The following is a 14,073-nucleotide window of genomic DNA, read 5'->3' on the forward strand; positions in this document are numbered from 1 at the left end:
GGTTCGTCGTCGCGGCGCCACGCTCGGTGCAAACCGCTTGCGGCCCGATCCGGCGTGACTACAATACGCGCCCGATGAAACCGCATGCCTGCCTCGTCGCGCTCGTCGTCGCGATCCTCGCCCTCGCTTCCCCCGGTGTTCTCGCGCTGCCGGCGCCGTTCGTCGGCACCGCCACGAGCACTTATTTCGCGGCCGACGTCGCGCCCGCCGATCCCGCCGTCGAACTCGTGCGCACCGCGCGTCAGCGCGTGCTGGTGGCCGGCTACGATTCAGTGCCGCCGGCGCTGGCGGCAGCGCTGCGCGACGCCTGCTCGCGCGGCGTGGCGGTGCGCGTCGTGCTCGACCGTTCGGGGCGCCAGATGCGCATGCGCTACAGCGGCACAGCATTCCTCGCGGAGGCGGGCATCGGTTTTGCGTCCACGAGCCGGCCCGGTTTGATGCGCCAGCCGTTCGTGGTCGTCGACGACGCGGTCGCGATCGGCGCGCCGGCCGGGTTGACCGGCAACGCGGACGCAGCGCGTGCCGGCGGCCCGATGCGCGGGCTGAACGTGTTTCGCGGCGTGCCGCAGTTTGCGCAGACCTATACGCATGCGTTCTGGCGCCTCTATCGCCTGGCCGGCGGCCGATGAGCGGAGCCGCCGAGCCGCACCGACGAACCTGAAATCGAGCCGGGCCGCGGAATTCCGGGCGACCGCGCCGACGGCGATCCGGACGGCTCGACGCGCTGGTTGCGCGTGGCCTGTGGATTTGGCGATACCGCTGTCATCCGGCCGTCACGCCGCTCTGGCCCCATACGTGCCGAACCGGCCTTGCCAAGGCACCGCGGCGCGCCCTCGCGGCGAGCCCGACAGCCTGCCGACCGCGGCCCGGCGCAGGCGGTGCCGGTGGCGCAGCGCCTGATTCGCTTGCACAATAGCCGCTCCCACGACGAGGCAGATGATGGCGACCACGGTCGAGACTCTCCAGTTCGCGGCTCGCGACGGAAGACCGTTGATGGGCTCGCTCCACATTCCCGGCAGATCGAACGGACGCGCGGTGCTGCTGAGCGGCGCGCTCGGCGTGCCGCGCGCGCGTTACGACGGCTACGCGCGGTTCCTCGCCGAGGCCGGCTTCCCGGTCCTGACTTTCGACTATCGCGGCATCGGCGGCTCGCGCGCACCGGGCGACCGGCCCGAGCGCGCGACGCTGCGGCAGTGGGGCGAGGCGGATCTGCCGGCCGCGCTCGATTGCCTCGTTTCGCGCACGCCCGGCGCGCGCTACTTCGCGATCGGCCACGGCGCGGGCGGCCGGCTGCTCGGCGGCGCGCCGAATCTGGCGCAGCTGGAGGGTATCGTCACGATCGCGACCGGCACCGGCCGCTGGGCCGATGCGCGCGGCGCGGCGCGCATCGTGCTCGCGCTGCTCGCCTACGGCGTGCTGCCGCTCGCGGGCCGTTTCACCTCGCGCGTGCCGGGGCGTCTCGTCGGCGCCGGCGCCGAGGTGCCGGCCGGCGTCGCGCTCGACTGGGCGCGCGGCTGCCGGCACGCGGCGGCCGGCAACGACGCGGCGGGGCGCGCCGGCTTCGAGACCTATCGCGGCCCGCTGCTCGCCTACGCGGTCGAGGACGATCCGTTCTCGCCGCGCGCCGCCGTCGCGGCGCTGCATCGCCGCTTCACGGGCGCTCGTGTCGAGCTGCGTGAGATCGCACCACACGCGGGCCAGCGGCCGATCGGCCGCGACGGCTATTTCCGCGACGACAACCGCGCGCTCTGGCCATCAGCCGTGGCGTGGCTCATCGCGGCCTGAGCACGCGACAGTTCCCGGCGGCCGGTCTCATACGCCGGTGCAACGCTGTTACATTGACCGATCCCCGTTGACAGGAGAAAGATTCAGATGAAGCTGATCGGAATGCTGGATTCGCCCTACGTACGCCGCGCCGCGGTGTCGGCCAAGCTGCTCGGCTTCTCGTTCGAGCACGAGCCGCTGTCGGTGTTTCGTCATTTCGACGCGTTCAAGGCGGTGAACCCGGTCGTGAAGGCGCCGACGCTGCTGACCGACGACGGCACCATGGTGCTCGACTCGTCGCTGATCGTCGATTACCTCGATCACCTGGTCGAGCCGGAGCGGCGCCTGCTGCCGGTCGATGCCGCCGGGCGGCTGCGTTCGCTGGAACTGATCGGGCTCGCGCTGGCGGCGGCCGAGAAGACGGTGCAGATCGTCTACGAATACGGCCTGCGTCCCGACGACAAGCAGCACCAGCCGTGGCTCGAGCGGATTCTCGGGCAGCTCGACGGCGCCTATGGCGCGCTCGAGGCGCGCATCCTCGGCACCACCGGCTGGCTGCTCGGCGAGCGGATCACCCAGGCCGATGTCACGACGGCCGTGGTCTGGCGCTTCACGCAATACGTGCGCGGCGACCATCCGATCCTGGATGGCGTCGACGCGGCACGCTATCCGACCATCGCGGCGCTGTCCGAACGCGCCGAGGCGCTGCCGGAGTTCGCCGGCACGCCGCTCGACTGACGCGCTGGCGGGCCGCGCCGCCACGGAAGCGGTGCGGACCACCCGAGCCGGGCGGATGCCCGGCGACCGCAGCGGCGATTGTTCAGGCGGGCCAACAAGTGACTTCGGCGTTTGCGCATTTATCGACGACAGGGCAATCCGTAGAATCCACTACGTCGAATCGTTGCCTGCCGCCGGAGCCCGCCATGAGAACCCTGATCGAAAACCGCCTGTATCACCCGTCCGTCGTGCTGCCGATGGTCTCGCTGATGCAACTGATGGTGACGCTCGACTTCAATCTCGGGCAGGTCGGTTTCGTGGTGGCGGGGCGCGGCGTGCGCACGATGGTCGAGCGCTCGCGCTCGTTCGTCAGCTGCCTCGCCTGCCGGCAGGCCTGCCGCGGCTGCACCCTGCATTGAGCGCCGCGCAGTACCGCGCCGGCGGATCGACCGCCGGCGTGTCCCGGACCGATCGACACGACACCCCCGCCTGCGCGGGGGTGTTCGTTTTTAGGGCGGGAGGCTGCCGCGGCGGCGCGGCGCTCGATAAAAAACACCGCGCCGACCAGGAACGGCCGGCGCGGTGTCATGAAGCGGCGCGACGGGATGGGGCAGCCGCGGCTTACGCCCGCGCGGCCGACACGTTCGGATAGTTGTTGGGGCTGTCGTCGTTCGAGGCCTGCTCACGCAGCTCGCGCACCAGCGCATGCGCTTCGCGGCGCGAGGCGACGGCGGGCGGCGAGCCCTCCAGCGGCTGGCGTGCCGTTTCGCGCAGCGTGAGCACCGACACCGCGCCGATCACGGCGGCCGCCATCAGGTAATAGGCGGGCATCATCAGGTTGCCGGTACGATCGACCAGCCACGCCGTGACGAGCGGCGTCGTGCCGCCGAACAGCGACACCGAGATGTTGAAGCCGATCGCGAGCGCGCCGTAGCGGATCTCGGTCGGAAACAGCGCCGGCAGCGCCGACGGCATCACGCCGCAGAAGCACGACAGCAGCACGCCGAGGATCATCAGGCCGCCGAACACCGGCAGCATCTCGCCCGTGCGGATCAGCATCAGCGCCGGGATCGACAGCGCGATCAGGCCGATACAGCCGGCCAGCATCACCGGCTTGCGGCCGACCGCGTCGGACAGGCGGCCGGCGGCCAGCGTCATCGGCATCATCAGCACCATCACGAGCAGCACCAGCAGCAGGCCGTGCGTCTCGTTGAAATGCAGCGTCGACGACAGATAGCTCGGCAGGTACGACAGCGCCATGTAGTCGGTCACGTTGAAGATCAGCACGAGGCCCACGCAGAGCAGCATCGCGCGCCAGTGGCGGCCGAGCGTCTCGGTGAACTTGATCTTCGGCAGCGACTTGTCCTGCGCCTCGCGCAATTCGGCCTGACGCTTGAAAGCCGGCGTTTCCTCGAGCTTCATCCGGATGTAGAGCCCGATCAGGCCGAGCGGGCCGGCCACCAGGAAGGGCACGCGCCAGCCCCACGACAGCAGCGCGTCGTGCGGCAGCAGCGCCGCCAGCACCGCAACCGTGCCGGCGCCGAGCACGTAGCCGATCAGCGTGCCGAACTCGAGGAAGCTGCCCATGAAGCCGCGGCGCTTGTCGGTCGAGAATTCGGCGATGAAGGTGGCCGCGCCGCCGTACTCGCCGCCCGTCGAGAAGCCCTGCACGAGGCGGGCGACCAGCAGCAGCACCGGCGCGAGGATGCCGATCGAGTGATAGCTCGGGATCAGGCCGATCGAGAAGGTGCCGAGCGCCATCATGATCATGGTCATGGCGAGCACGCGCTGACGGCCGATGCGGTCGCCGAGCGGGCCGAACACCATGCCGCCGAGCGGGCGCACCAGGAACGCCGCCGCGAACGTGCCGAAGGTGGCGAGCAGCTGCGCGGACGGATTGCTGGACGGGAAGAACACTTGGCCGAGCGTGACGGCGATGTAGCTGTAGACGCCGAAGTCGAACCATTCCATGGCATTGCCGATGGCCATCGCGCGGACCGCGCGCTTGAGCAGGCTTTGATCGACGACGGTGATGTCGCTGACGGTGACGGGGGCGTCGGTGGACGACGCGCAAGCAGCGGCGGGGCTGACGTGTGAGGCGGTCAAGATTTGGGCTCCTTTGACAGCGGACGAAGCACGGGCCTGGCGGCACGCGTTTCGCCACGGTTTGCCGGGGAGCGCAGCGGCGTGGCGGCACGGAACGTCGGCGCACGGTGACGCCGGTCGGAAAGGGGGCCGCGTGCGGCGCGCCATTGGCCGCCGCGTCGATGCGCTCATGAGATTGCCGCCGGGCTGGCCTGACTAGGGGGACCGACGGCGACCGGTGCGCGGCATGGCGCCTGCGTGACCGGTGACGAAACCCTGTGAAGGGCGTTGAAACGAAGCGGACGCGCCGAAACGGGACGCCCTGCCTGTGATCGATATTTCGTGCGACGAAGCGATGGCGGAAACCGCGGACGCTCGTAGCGACAACCTAAATGAACGAAATAGATAATGAAAGAGTCGCTATGATAGCACGATGACAGAAGTTCGTGCAAATTGCCTGCCAAGCCCCGCCCGGCGGGGCTCCACCGCGAGATCATCGCGGGCCGGCGGATTGCGGGCAAGCCTGCTTCGCAGGCGGCATTCCCGCTGGCGCCGGCTTGCTACCCGGTTCCCGTCCGATTCACGATTACCGTTTTCGCTTCCCATGCCCGACCTGATCAGGATCGCCGGATTGTTCGTTCTGACCGCACTGGCCGAACTCGTCGGCTGCTATCTGCCCTGGCTGGTGCTCAAGGGCGGGCGCAGCGCCTGGCTGCTGGTGCCGGCCGCCGTCTCGCTCGCGCTGTTCGCCTGGCTGCTGACGCTGCATCCGAGCGCGGCCGGCCGCACCTACGCGGCCTATGGCGGCGTCTATATCGCGGTGGCGCTGGTCTGGCTGCGCGTGGTGGACGGGATCGCGCTGTCGCGCTGGGATTGGGCCGGCGCAATGCTGGCGCTGGCCGGGATGGCCGTGATCGCGCTGCAGCCGCGCGGCTGAGCAAGGAGAGAGGGGCCCCGCGCCGGAGCGGCCGCGGGGCAAAAGCCGGGCAAAGCCGGGCAGGCGGCGCCCGCGAGGCCGCCGGCCCGCTCAGGCGGCCGGCGCCGTTTCCTGGCGCCAGACGCAGGCGCCCTTGACCGACTTGTCGAGATCGTCGAGCTGCGCCTGATGCGCGGCCAGCTCCTGCTCGCTCGCCGCGAGCACCGGCAGGTCGAGCGACGCAAACGACACGCGCGAGCCGCCCGCCTCGCCGCCGTGGCCGGCGCTGTCGCCGAGCATGTCGATCACGAGGCTTTCCTGGCCGCGCGTCATCGCCAGATAGACCTCGGCGAGCAGTTCCGAGTCGAGCAGCGCGCCGTGCAGCGTGCGGTGCGCGTTGCTGATGCCGAACCGGTCGCACAGCGCGTCGAGCGAGTTGCGCTTGCCGGGGAACATCGACTTGGCCTGCACCAGCGTGTCGATCACGCCGTCGCAGTGCTCGAGCAGCGGCGGCATGCCGAGCCGCTCGAATTCGGCGTCGATGAAGCCGATGTCGAACGGCGCGTTGTGGATGATCAGCTCGCCGCCGCGCACGAAATCGCGCAGCGCCTCGGCGATCTCGGCGAACTTGGGCTTGTCGCTGAGGAACGCGGTGGTGAGGCCGTGGACGGCGAGCGCGCCCGGATCACTGTCGCGCTCGGGATTCACGTAGAAGTGGAGATTGTTGCCGGTCAGCCGGCGGTTCAGCATTTCGACGCAGCCGATTTCGATGATGCGGTCGCCGTTGCGGGCGTTGAGGCCGGTGGTTTCGGTATCGAGGATGATCTGACGCATGACGATTCTTCAAAAAGTGCCGGCGCGCGGGCCGGGCAGGGCGGCGCCGGGCGATTGACCCGGCGCGGCGCGACGCGCACGCGCGCCGCGTGGGGAGCTTTGGGAGCGCGGGCGGCGCGCGTGGCTTGCGGCGGGATGCCCGCTCATGCCCGCTGCGACAGCGATTCGACGCCGCGGTTGGCGAGCCCGTCGGCGCGCTCGTTCTCGGCGTGCCCGGCGTGGCCCTTGACCCAGCGCCATTCGATCTCGTGCTGGCCGACCAGCGCGTCGAGCTGCTTCCAGAGGTCGGCGTTCTTCACCGGCGTCTTCGCGGCGGTCACCCAGCCCTTTTTCTTCCAGCCGTGGATCCATTCGCTGATGCCTTTCTGCACGTACTGCGAATCGGTGTGGACGATCACGCGGCAAGGGCGCTTGAGCGCCTCGAGCGCCTTGATCACGGCGAGCAGTTCCATCCGGTTGTTGGTGGTGCCGGGCTCGCCGCCGAACAGTTCCTTTTCCTGGTCGCCGAAGCGCAGCAGCGCTCCCCAGCCGCCCGGGCCGGGATTGCCCTTGCAGGCGCCGTCGGTGTAGATGTCGATCAGTTGCAACGTCATGAGTGTTCTTGATGAGTGGTAGGAGTCGCGGCGGGCGCGAGGCCGGGCGCGCGAACGGGTTTCCGGACGCGGATCGGACCGACCAGCCGCATCTTGCGCACGCGCTTGACGGCGGTCACCATGTAGACCGCGCCGAAGATCGGCCACCAGCGGTCGCCGGCGGCCTCCATGAAGGCGTAGCGCGTCATCCATTTGTCGGTGGCGAGCGGCGGCCGATAGCAGCCGAAGCGGCCGCGCTCGATGTCGAAGCCAAGCAGCTTCATCCAGTCCTTCAGGCGGATGAACGCGATCGGGTCGCGCGCGGCCGGCACGAACGGCCGGTTCGCGATGCGCCCGACCGACTGGCGCGCGCCCCACAGGCTCAACGAGTTGAAGCCGGTGATGACGAGCCGGCCCTCCGGCATCAGCACGCGTTCGGCCTCGCGCAGCAGGCGGTGCGGATCGGTGGTGAATTCGAGCGTGTGCGGCATCACGATCAGGTCCACGCTCTGCGATTCGAACGGCAGGTCGAGCAGGTCGCACCAGACGGTGCTGCGCCCGGCCGGGGCGTGGTGCGGGCCGGGCGGGTCGCCCGCCCACGGGTAGCGGAACGGCTCGCTCGCGCCGCTGGCGGGATCGAGCACGAGCCCGCGGCCCGGCATGCGGTTCTCGCGCAGCGAATCGAGCTGGGGCAGGCCGAGCTGCAGGGCGTGGAAGCCGAACACGTCGGACACCACGCGGTCGAGCTGGGCCTGTTCCCACTCGAGCACGTAGCGGCCGGGCGGCGAAGCGCTCCAGGCGGGCCAGTCTATAATCGGACGGTCTGACATATCGATGAGTGCGCGCCCATGAACGAGCTGGAATACGTGCCGGTGCCGGCATTTGAAGACAACTATATCTGGCTCGTGTCGGATGGCAGCGACGCGGTCGCCGTCGATCCGGGCGACGCCGCCCCGGTGCGCCGATATCTCGACGCGCGGGGCTGGCGGCTAGCCGCTATTCTACTCACGCACCATCATGCCGACCATGTCGGCGGCGTGTCGGCGCTCGTCGCTGACCCGAAGCAGATCACGCCCGTGCCCGTTTACGGTCCCGCCGGCGAGGCGATCGCCCAGGTCACGCAGCCGCTCGCGGGCGGCGCGCGCGTGCGGATCGGCAAGCCGGCGCTCGAATTCGAGGTGCTGGACGTGCCGGGCCACACGCGCGGCCACATCGCCTATTTCCAGGCGGCCGGCGCGGGCCATCCGGCGCCCCATCTGTTCTGTGGCGACACGCTGTTCTCGTGCGGCTGCGGGCGCCTGTTCGAAGGCACGCCGGCGCAGATGCTGGCCTCGCTCGACGCGCTGGCCGCGCTGCCCGGCGACACGCAGGTGCATTGCGCCCACGAATACACGCTCTCGAACATCCGCTTCGCGCTCGCCTGCGAGCCCGACAACGCGGCGCTCGCCGCGTGGCGCGACAGCGCCGAGGCGCGTCGCGCGCGCGGCGAGCCGACCCTGCCCACCACCATCGCGCACGAGCGCGCGGTCAATCCGTTCCTGCGCGCCGACAGCGCGTCGATCGCGGCGACGCTCGAGGCCGAACTGCACGAGGCGCCGGCGAGCCGGCTCGCCGCGTTCACGCTGATGCGCGAGTGGAAGAACCGCTTCCGCTGAATCGCCCCTTGCCTTTTGCCCTGATTCCGGTGACAGGCTGACCGGCCACGTCGCGACGGGGCGGCACCGGGGCTTTCCCGAGTCGCGGGAAAGCCCCTATCCAGAGTAGTCCGATGCTCATCCGGAATCTGGAGAATCGGCCCCAAATACCGGATTTATCGGCATTTTTGGGCTTTTTATTGACGCGATGCACGCGCCTCCCTTACTATCGCCTGCAATTTCCAGCCGTTGGAAGCCGAGATTTACATGCGATTCCTGATCAGTGCGCTATTGGTTTTGCTGCTCGCCGCGTGCGCGAGCCCCGGACCGACCGCCCCATCCGCCGCTTCCGACCCGCAAGCCGCTGCCGATTTCCTTCGCAAGACCGCGACCTCCAAAGACACCGTCGACGTCGACAAGCAGTCGGTCGGCGATCTGACCACCAAGGATTCCGATCTCTGGGCGCGCATCCGCCGCGGCTTCCAGATCCCCGATCTGCAGAGCGACCAGGTCGACATGCAGACGACCTGGTACACCGAGCGTCCCGACTACGTGCAGCGCATGACGGAGCGCTCGCAGAAGTATCTCTATCACATCGTCGAGGAGCTCGAGGCGCGCAACATGCCGACCGAGCTCGCGCTGCTGCCGTTCATCGAATCGGCCTACAACCCGCAGGCGCTGTCGGTCGCGAAGGCCGCCGGCATGTGGCAGTTCATTCCCGGCACGGGCCGCACCTACAACCTGAAGCAGAACATGTGGCAGGACGAGCGCCGCGACGTGCTGGCCTCGACCAGCGCCGCGCTCGACTACCTGTCGCGCCTGCATGACATGTTCGGCGACTGGTACCTGGCGCTGGCCGCCTACAACTGGGGTGAAGGCAACGTGCAGCGCGCGATCGCGCGCAACCAGGCGGCCGGCCTGCCGACCGACTATCAAAGCCTGCGCATGCCGAACGAGACGCGCAACTACGTGCCGAAGCTGCAGGCGGTGAAGAACATCATCGCCAATCCGCAGCAGTACGGCCTGACGCTGCCCGAGATTCCGAACCACCCGTATTTCGTGACGGTCACGACCTCGCACGACATCGACGTGAAGATGGCGGCGCAGCTCGCCGGCCTCTCGCTCGAGGAGTTCAAGGCGCTGAACCCGTCGTTCTCGAAGCCGGTGATCCTCGGCGCGACCCAGCCGCAGATCCTGCTGCCGTTCGACAACGCCTCGCAGTTCGAGAAGGGCCTGAAGTCGTATGACGGCCAGCTGTCCAGCTGGACCACCTACACGGTCACCGAGCGCGCGCGGCCGGCGGCGATCGCCGAGAAGATCGGGGTGGACGCCGACACGCTGATGCAGGTGAACAAGATTCCGGCCGGGATGCGGCTGAAGCCGGGCTCGACGATTGTCGTGCCGCGCGGCGACGACGACGACGAGGACATCAGCGCCGACGTGGCCGAAAACGCCATGCTCGCGATGGAACCCGACGTGCCCGACACGCGCAAGATGTTGATCCGCGTGCGCCGCAAGCAGTCGATGGCCTCGCTGGCGAGCCGCTATGGCGTGTCGGTCGGCCAGCTGAAGGGCTGGAACCGCACCCGTCGCGACCTGGTGATGCCGGGCCAGACCATCGTGCTGCACGTGCCGGTGGGCCGTGCCGTGCCGGCCGAGCCCGGTCCCGAGCGGATCGCCACCTCGGTCGGCGGCGCGCGCATCGAACGCGCGAGCCTGCACACGGGCGGCAAGGTCGCGGCGCACGGGCGCCGCGCGGCGCCTTCGAAGGCGGCGGCCAAACCGGCCGCGAAACTGGCCGCGAAGCCGGCCGCCAGGAGCGCGAAGCCGGCCGCCAAGACTGCGTCGCACAACACGAAGAAGAAGTAACGCGATTCGGTCGCCGCGCGCGTGGGGGCTTTGTGCCCGATGCGCCGCGCGTCGCTTATGATTCGCGCGCACGCCGTCACCGAGGTGACGGCGTTTTCATTTGGGCAGGCCGCTCGCAACGCAGGCGGCGGATTCGGAGGGGACGCATGTCTTCCGTGCAGTGGCGCGTGTTCGCGCTGTTTTCGATGGGCTATTTCGTGTCGTACGTGTTTCGCGGCGTCAATCTCGGCTTCGCGCCGCTGATCACGCACGACCTCGGGCTGTCCGCCGCGGACCTGGGGCTGCTGACGAGCCTCTATTTTCTCGGCTTCGCCGGCGCGCAGATTCCGGCAGGCGTGCTGCTCGACCACTACGGCCCGCGGCGCGTGACGGCCGCGATGCTGCTGTTCGCGGCGACCGGCATCGCCGTGTTCGGTTTCGCGCACGGCATCGGCGCGATGATGGTCGGCCGCCTGCTGATCGGGATCGGCGTATCGGTGTGCCTCGGCGCCGCGTTCAAGGCGATCGCCGAGTTCTTCCCTGTCGCGCGGCTGCCGCTCGTGAACGGCTGCGTGATGGCGGTCGGCGGCATGGGCGGCGTTGCGGTCGGCTCGCCGCTCGCCTGGACGCTCGGCATGGTCAGCTGGCGGATGGTCTGCGCCGGGCTCTGCGTGTTCACCATCCTGGTCGCCGCGCTGCTCTGGAGCGGCGCGCCCGATGCCGCGCGCACGCACCGCCAGGCCAGCCTCGTCAGCCAGTTCAAGGGCACCTGGCACATCCTGCAGAGCGCCGCGTTCTGGAAGATCGCTTCGTTCTCGGTGGTCACGCAGGGCGTGTTCTTCGCGATGCAGTCGCTGTGGGTCGGCCCCTACCTGCGCGACGTGATGGGCTTCGCGCCGCATCAGGCGGCCGCGCTGGTCTCGGTGATCGGGCTCGCGATGATGGCGGGCAGCTTCGCCACCGGCGCGCTGGCACGGCTGTTCGAACGGCGTGGCCTGTCGGTCTATGCGTTCTGCGGAATCGGCATGGGCTGCTTCGTCGCCACGCAACTGGCGATCATGCTGCGCGCGCCGCTGCCGGCCGCCGTGCTGTGGGCCTGCTACGGCGCGTTCGGCGGGATCGGCATCCTCAGCTACGCGATCCTCGCCGAGCATTTCCCGTCGCACCTGATCGGCCGCGCCAACACCACCATCACGCTGGTGATCTTCGTGCTGATCTTCGGCTTCCAGGTCGGCGTCGGCGCGGTGCTGTCGCAATGGCCGACGCAGGGCGGCCATTATCCACGCGCCGCACACCTGACCGCCTGGACGATACTGGTCGTGCTGCAGGTTGCGGGCGCGATCTGGTACGTGCTGCCGGGGCGCGCGACGATCGGTGCCGAACGCCACCCGGGTTGACGCGCCGCGCGCGCTCCGGCGCGAGGGCAGGGGATTTGCCCCTGAATATCGGCCGCCCCGGCCGTTTCGCGTGGCGTTTTCGATATCGCGATTGTTTCCGGACCCATCTCTGTCATAGGGAGATGGCACGGCAGGCTTTGAGATAGGTCCGGTTTCGCGCTATAATTTGAAGGTTTGCGCAATTCAACCCCGCACCCTAGCGCCTACCTCCAATTCCCCGTCTTCCGCCGCCTGCCTCCCGGCACGTGACGCGTCGAATGCAGCCCGCGGCCAGCCCGCGCGCGCATCGTGCGCCTCCTCCGGGCCAGCCGGGCGAGCGCCGGCGAACGCCCCTTGATGGGGCGAACCGGCCGCGACAGGTCGACAGGTCGGCAGCAAGGGTGTCCCCCAAGGAGCCTCCCGTGTTGCCGTCTTTTTCTCCCGCCTTGCTCGCACTTGCCGACGGCACGGTCTTTCGCGGTTATTCGATCGGCGCGACCGGCCATACGATCGGCGAAGTCGTGTTCAACACCGCGATTACCGGCTATCAGGAAATCCTCACCGACCCGAGCTATGCACGACAGATCGTGACGCTCACCTATCCGCACATCGGTAACGTCGGCGTGAACCGCGAAGACGTCGAAGCGACCAAGGTCCACGCGGCCGGCCTGATCATCCGCGACCTGCCGGTGCTGGCCTCGAACTTCCGCATGGACCGCACGCTCGGCGACTACCTGCGCGACGAAGGCGTGGTCGCGATCGCTGGCATCGACACCCGCAAGCTGACCCGCGTGCTGCGCGACAAGGGCGCCCAGAACGGCTGCATCCTGACCGGTTCCGACGACGAGGCGAAGGCGATCGAACTCGCGCGCTCGTTCCCGGGCCTCGCCGGCATGGATCTCGCGAAGGTCGTCTCGACCGACAAGCCGTTCGCCTGGAAGCAGACCGAATGGCGCCTCGAGGGCGGCTACGGCGAGCAGACCGCGCCGCGCTACAAGGTCGTCGCCTACGATTTCGGCGTCAAGTACAACATCCTGCGCATGCTGGCCGAGCGCGGCTGCGACGTCACGGTGCTGCCGGCCCAGGCCAGCGCGGCCGACGCGCTGGCGCTGAATCCGGACGGCATCTTCCTGTCGAACGGCCCCGGCGACCCGGAGCCGTGCGACTACGCGATCGCCGCGACGCGCGAATTCATCGAACGCGGCGTGCCGACCTTCGGCATCTGCCTCGGCCACCAGATCATGGGCCTCGCGGTCGGTGCGAAGACGCTGAAGATGAAGACCGGCCACCACGGCGCGAACCATCCGGTCAAGGACCTGGCCGACGGCCGCGTCGTGATCACCTCGCAGAACCACGGTTTCGCGGTCGACGCCGATTCGCTGCCGGCCAACGCGCGCGCGACCCACGTCTCGTTGTTCGACGGCACGCTGCAGGGCTTCGAGCTGACCGACAAGCCGGCGTTCTGCTTCCAGGGCCACCCGGAAGCCTCGCCCGGCCCGCACGACATCGGCTACCTGTTCGACCGCTTCACCGCGCTGATGGACACGGCCAAGGCACGCGCCTGAGGCTGACGGGAGACGGCACCTCATGTTCGGCCATGCACTCGGAATCACGGACTTCTGGACCTACGTCGTCGGCGCGGTGTTCATCGTCCTGCTGCCCGGTCCGAATTCGATGTACGTGCTGTCGCTCGCGGCGCAGCGCGGGGTCAAGGCCGGCTATCGCGCGGCCTGCGGCGTGTTCGTCGGCGACGCGGTGCTGATGCTGCTGTCGGCGGCCGGTGTCGCCTCGCTGCTGAAGGCGAACCCGCTGCTGTTTGCCGTCGTCAAGTATGGCGGCGCCGCCTATCTGCTCTACCTCGGGCTCACGCTGCTGCGCCGCGGCTCGCGCGGGCTGCGCGGCGGGGCGGCGGCGGCAGCGCCGCGCGCCGACGGCGAGCGGCCGTTTCGCAAGGCGCTCGTCGTCAGCCTGCTGAACCCGAAGGCGATCCTGTTCTTCATTTCGTTCTTCATCCAGTTCGTCGATCCGACCTATCGTTATCCGGCGGTGTCGTTCGTCGTGCTGGGCACGATTTCTCAGTGCGCGAGCTTCCTGTACCTGAGCACGCTGATCTTGGCTGGCGCGCGTCTCGCCGAACAGTTTCGCCGCCGCCGCAGGCTCGCGGCGGGCGCGGCGGGCGGCGTGGGCGGCCTGTTCATCGGTTTCTCGGTGAAGCTGGCGCTCGCGACCATGAGTTGAGCGTGACGGCATCCGGCGTGCGAGGCTCGTCGGCGAGCCCATAACAAGAGTCGACCAGACATACGAGGGAAGCATTTTGACTGAACCGT

14 protein-coding genes are annotated in these 14,073 nt (G+C 69.0%); 10 read left to right on the forward strand and 4 right to left on the reverse strand.

Features of this window, described 5'->3' with window-relative positions:
- Positions 1-74 precede the first annotated feature (74 nt).
- The 4 genes from bpln_RS05980 to bpln_RS05995 all read left to right on the forward strand — a co-directional run bounded on the left by bpln_RS05980 (position 75) and on the right by bpln_RS05995 (position 2,900).
- Positions 75-629: a phospholipase D-like domain-containing protein gene (locus bpln_RS05980; protein WP_055139459.1), complete on the forward strand. Its 555-nt coding sequence runs from the start codon at positions 75-77 to the stop codon at positions 627-629.
- 310 nt (positions 630-939) lie between these two features.
- Positions 940-1,785 (forward strand): alpha/beta hydrolase family protein, encoded by an 846-nt coding sequence (locus bpln_RS05985; protein WP_042626479.1) that lies wholly within the window; start codon positions 940-942, stop codon positions 1,783-1,785.
- An 87-nt stretch (positions 1,786-1,872) separates the two neighbouring features.
- A complete protein-coding gene (locus bpln_RS05990) occupies positions 1,873-2,502 on the forward strand; it encodes a glutathione S-transferase family protein (RefSeq protein WP_042624413.1) in 630 nt (209 codons plus the stop codon).
- A gap of 185 nt (positions 2,503-2,687) precedes the next feature.
- Complete coding sequence (locus tag bpln_RS05995; protein ID WP_042624414.1) at positions 2,688-2,900, forward strand: hypothetical protein; 213 nt, start codon at positions 2,688-2,690, stop codon at positions 2,898-2,900.
- A gap of 202 nt (positions 2,901-3,102) precedes the next feature.
- On the opposite strand, the gene proP is transcribed toward bpln_RS05995, so the two are convergent.
- Entirely contained in the window at positions 3,103-4,587 is a 1,485-nt protein-coding gene (gene proP, locus bpln_RS06000) for a glycine betaine/L-proline transporter ProP (RefSeq protein ID WP_042624415.1), read from the reverse strand.
- 583 nt (positions 4,588-5,170) lie between these two features.
- Between proP and bpln_RS06005 the strand changes: the two genes are divergently transcribed.
- Positions 5,171-5,503: a YnfA family protein gene (locus bpln_RS06005; protein ID WP_042624416.1), complete on the forward strand. Its 333-nt coding sequence runs from the start codon at positions 5,171-5,173 to the stop codon at positions 5,501-5,503.
- Between the two features lie 90 nt (positions 5,504-5,593).
- Here bpln_RS06005 and dnaQ read toward each other — a convergent pair whose 3' ends face one another.
- The 3 genes from dnaQ to bpln_RS06020 form a co-directional block, all read right to left on the reverse strand.
- A complete protein-coding gene (dnaQ, locus tag bpln_RS06010) occupies positions 5,594-6,316 on the reverse strand; it encodes a DNA polymerase III subunit epsilon (RefSeq protein WP_042624417.1) in 723 nt (240 codons plus the stop codon).
- A 143-nt stretch (positions 6,317-6,459) separates the two neighbouring features.
- Positions 6,460-6,909 carry a ribonuclease HI gene (rnhA, locus tag bpln_RS06015; protein ID WP_042624418.1) on the reverse strand — a complete coding sequence of 150 codons (450 nt, stop codon included), beginning with the start codon at positions 6,907-6,909 and terminating at the stop codon, positions 6,460-6,462.
- Entirely contained in the window at positions 6,906-7,718 is an 813-nt protein-coding gene (locus bpln_RS06020; RefSeq protein ID WP_042624419.1) for a class I SAM-dependent methyltransferase, read from the reverse strand. The genes rnhA and bpln_RS06020 overlap by 4 nt, the downstream gene beginning before the upstream one ends.
- A gap of 18 nt (positions 7,719-7,736) precedes the next feature.
- Between bpln_RS06020 and gloB the strand changes: the two genes are divergently transcribed.
- The 5 genes from gloB to leuE all read left to right on the forward strand — a co-directional run bounded on the left by gloB (position 7,737) and on the right by leuE (position 13,984).
- Positions 7,737-8,543 carry a hydroxyacylglutathione hydrolase gene (gene gloB, locus bpln_RS06025; RefSeq protein WP_042624420.1) on the forward strand — a complete coding sequence of 269 codons (807 nt, stop codon included), beginning with the start codon at positions 7,737-7,739 and terminating at the stop codon, positions 8,541-8,543.
- A gap of 246 nt (positions 8,544-8,789) precedes the next feature.
- Positions 8,790-10,391, forward strand: a complete 1,602-nt coding sequence (locus tag bpln_RS06030; RefSeq protein ID WP_080937268.1) for a transglycosylase SLT domain-containing protein — start codon at positions 8,790-8,792, stop codon at positions 10,389-10,391.
- A gap of 146 nt (positions 10,392-10,537) precedes the next feature.
- Positions 10,538-11,767 (forward strand): MFS transporter, encoded by a 1,230-nt coding sequence (locus tag bpln_RS06035; RefSeq protein ID WP_042624422.1) that lies wholly within the window; start codon positions 10,538-10,540, stop codon positions 11,765-11,767.
- A gap of 401 nt (positions 11,768-12,168) precedes the next feature.
- The gene (gene carA, locus bpln_RS06040; RefSeq protein ID WP_042624423.1) at positions 12,169-13,311 is read left to right on the forward strand and encodes a glutamine-hydrolyzing carbamoyl-phosphate synthase small subunit; all 1,143 of its coding nucleotides are present in this window, start codon (positions 12,169-12,171) and stop codon (positions 13,309-13,311) included.
- 22 nt (positions 13,312-13,333) lie between these two features.
- On the forward strand, positions 13,334-13,984 hold the full coding sequence (gene leuE, locus bpln_RS06045) for a leucine efflux protein LeuE (protein WP_055138321.1): 651 nt from the start codon (positions 13,334-13,336) through the stop codon (positions 13,982-13,984).
- Positions 13,985-14,073: the final 89 nt, after the last annotated feature.

It is taken from the genome of Burkholderia plantarii (assembly GCF_001411805.1).
In the GTDB taxonomy this organism is placed as follows: domain Bacteria; phylum Pseudomonadota; class Gammaproteobacteria; order Burkholderiales; family Burkholderiaceae; genus Burkholderia; species Burkholderia plantarii.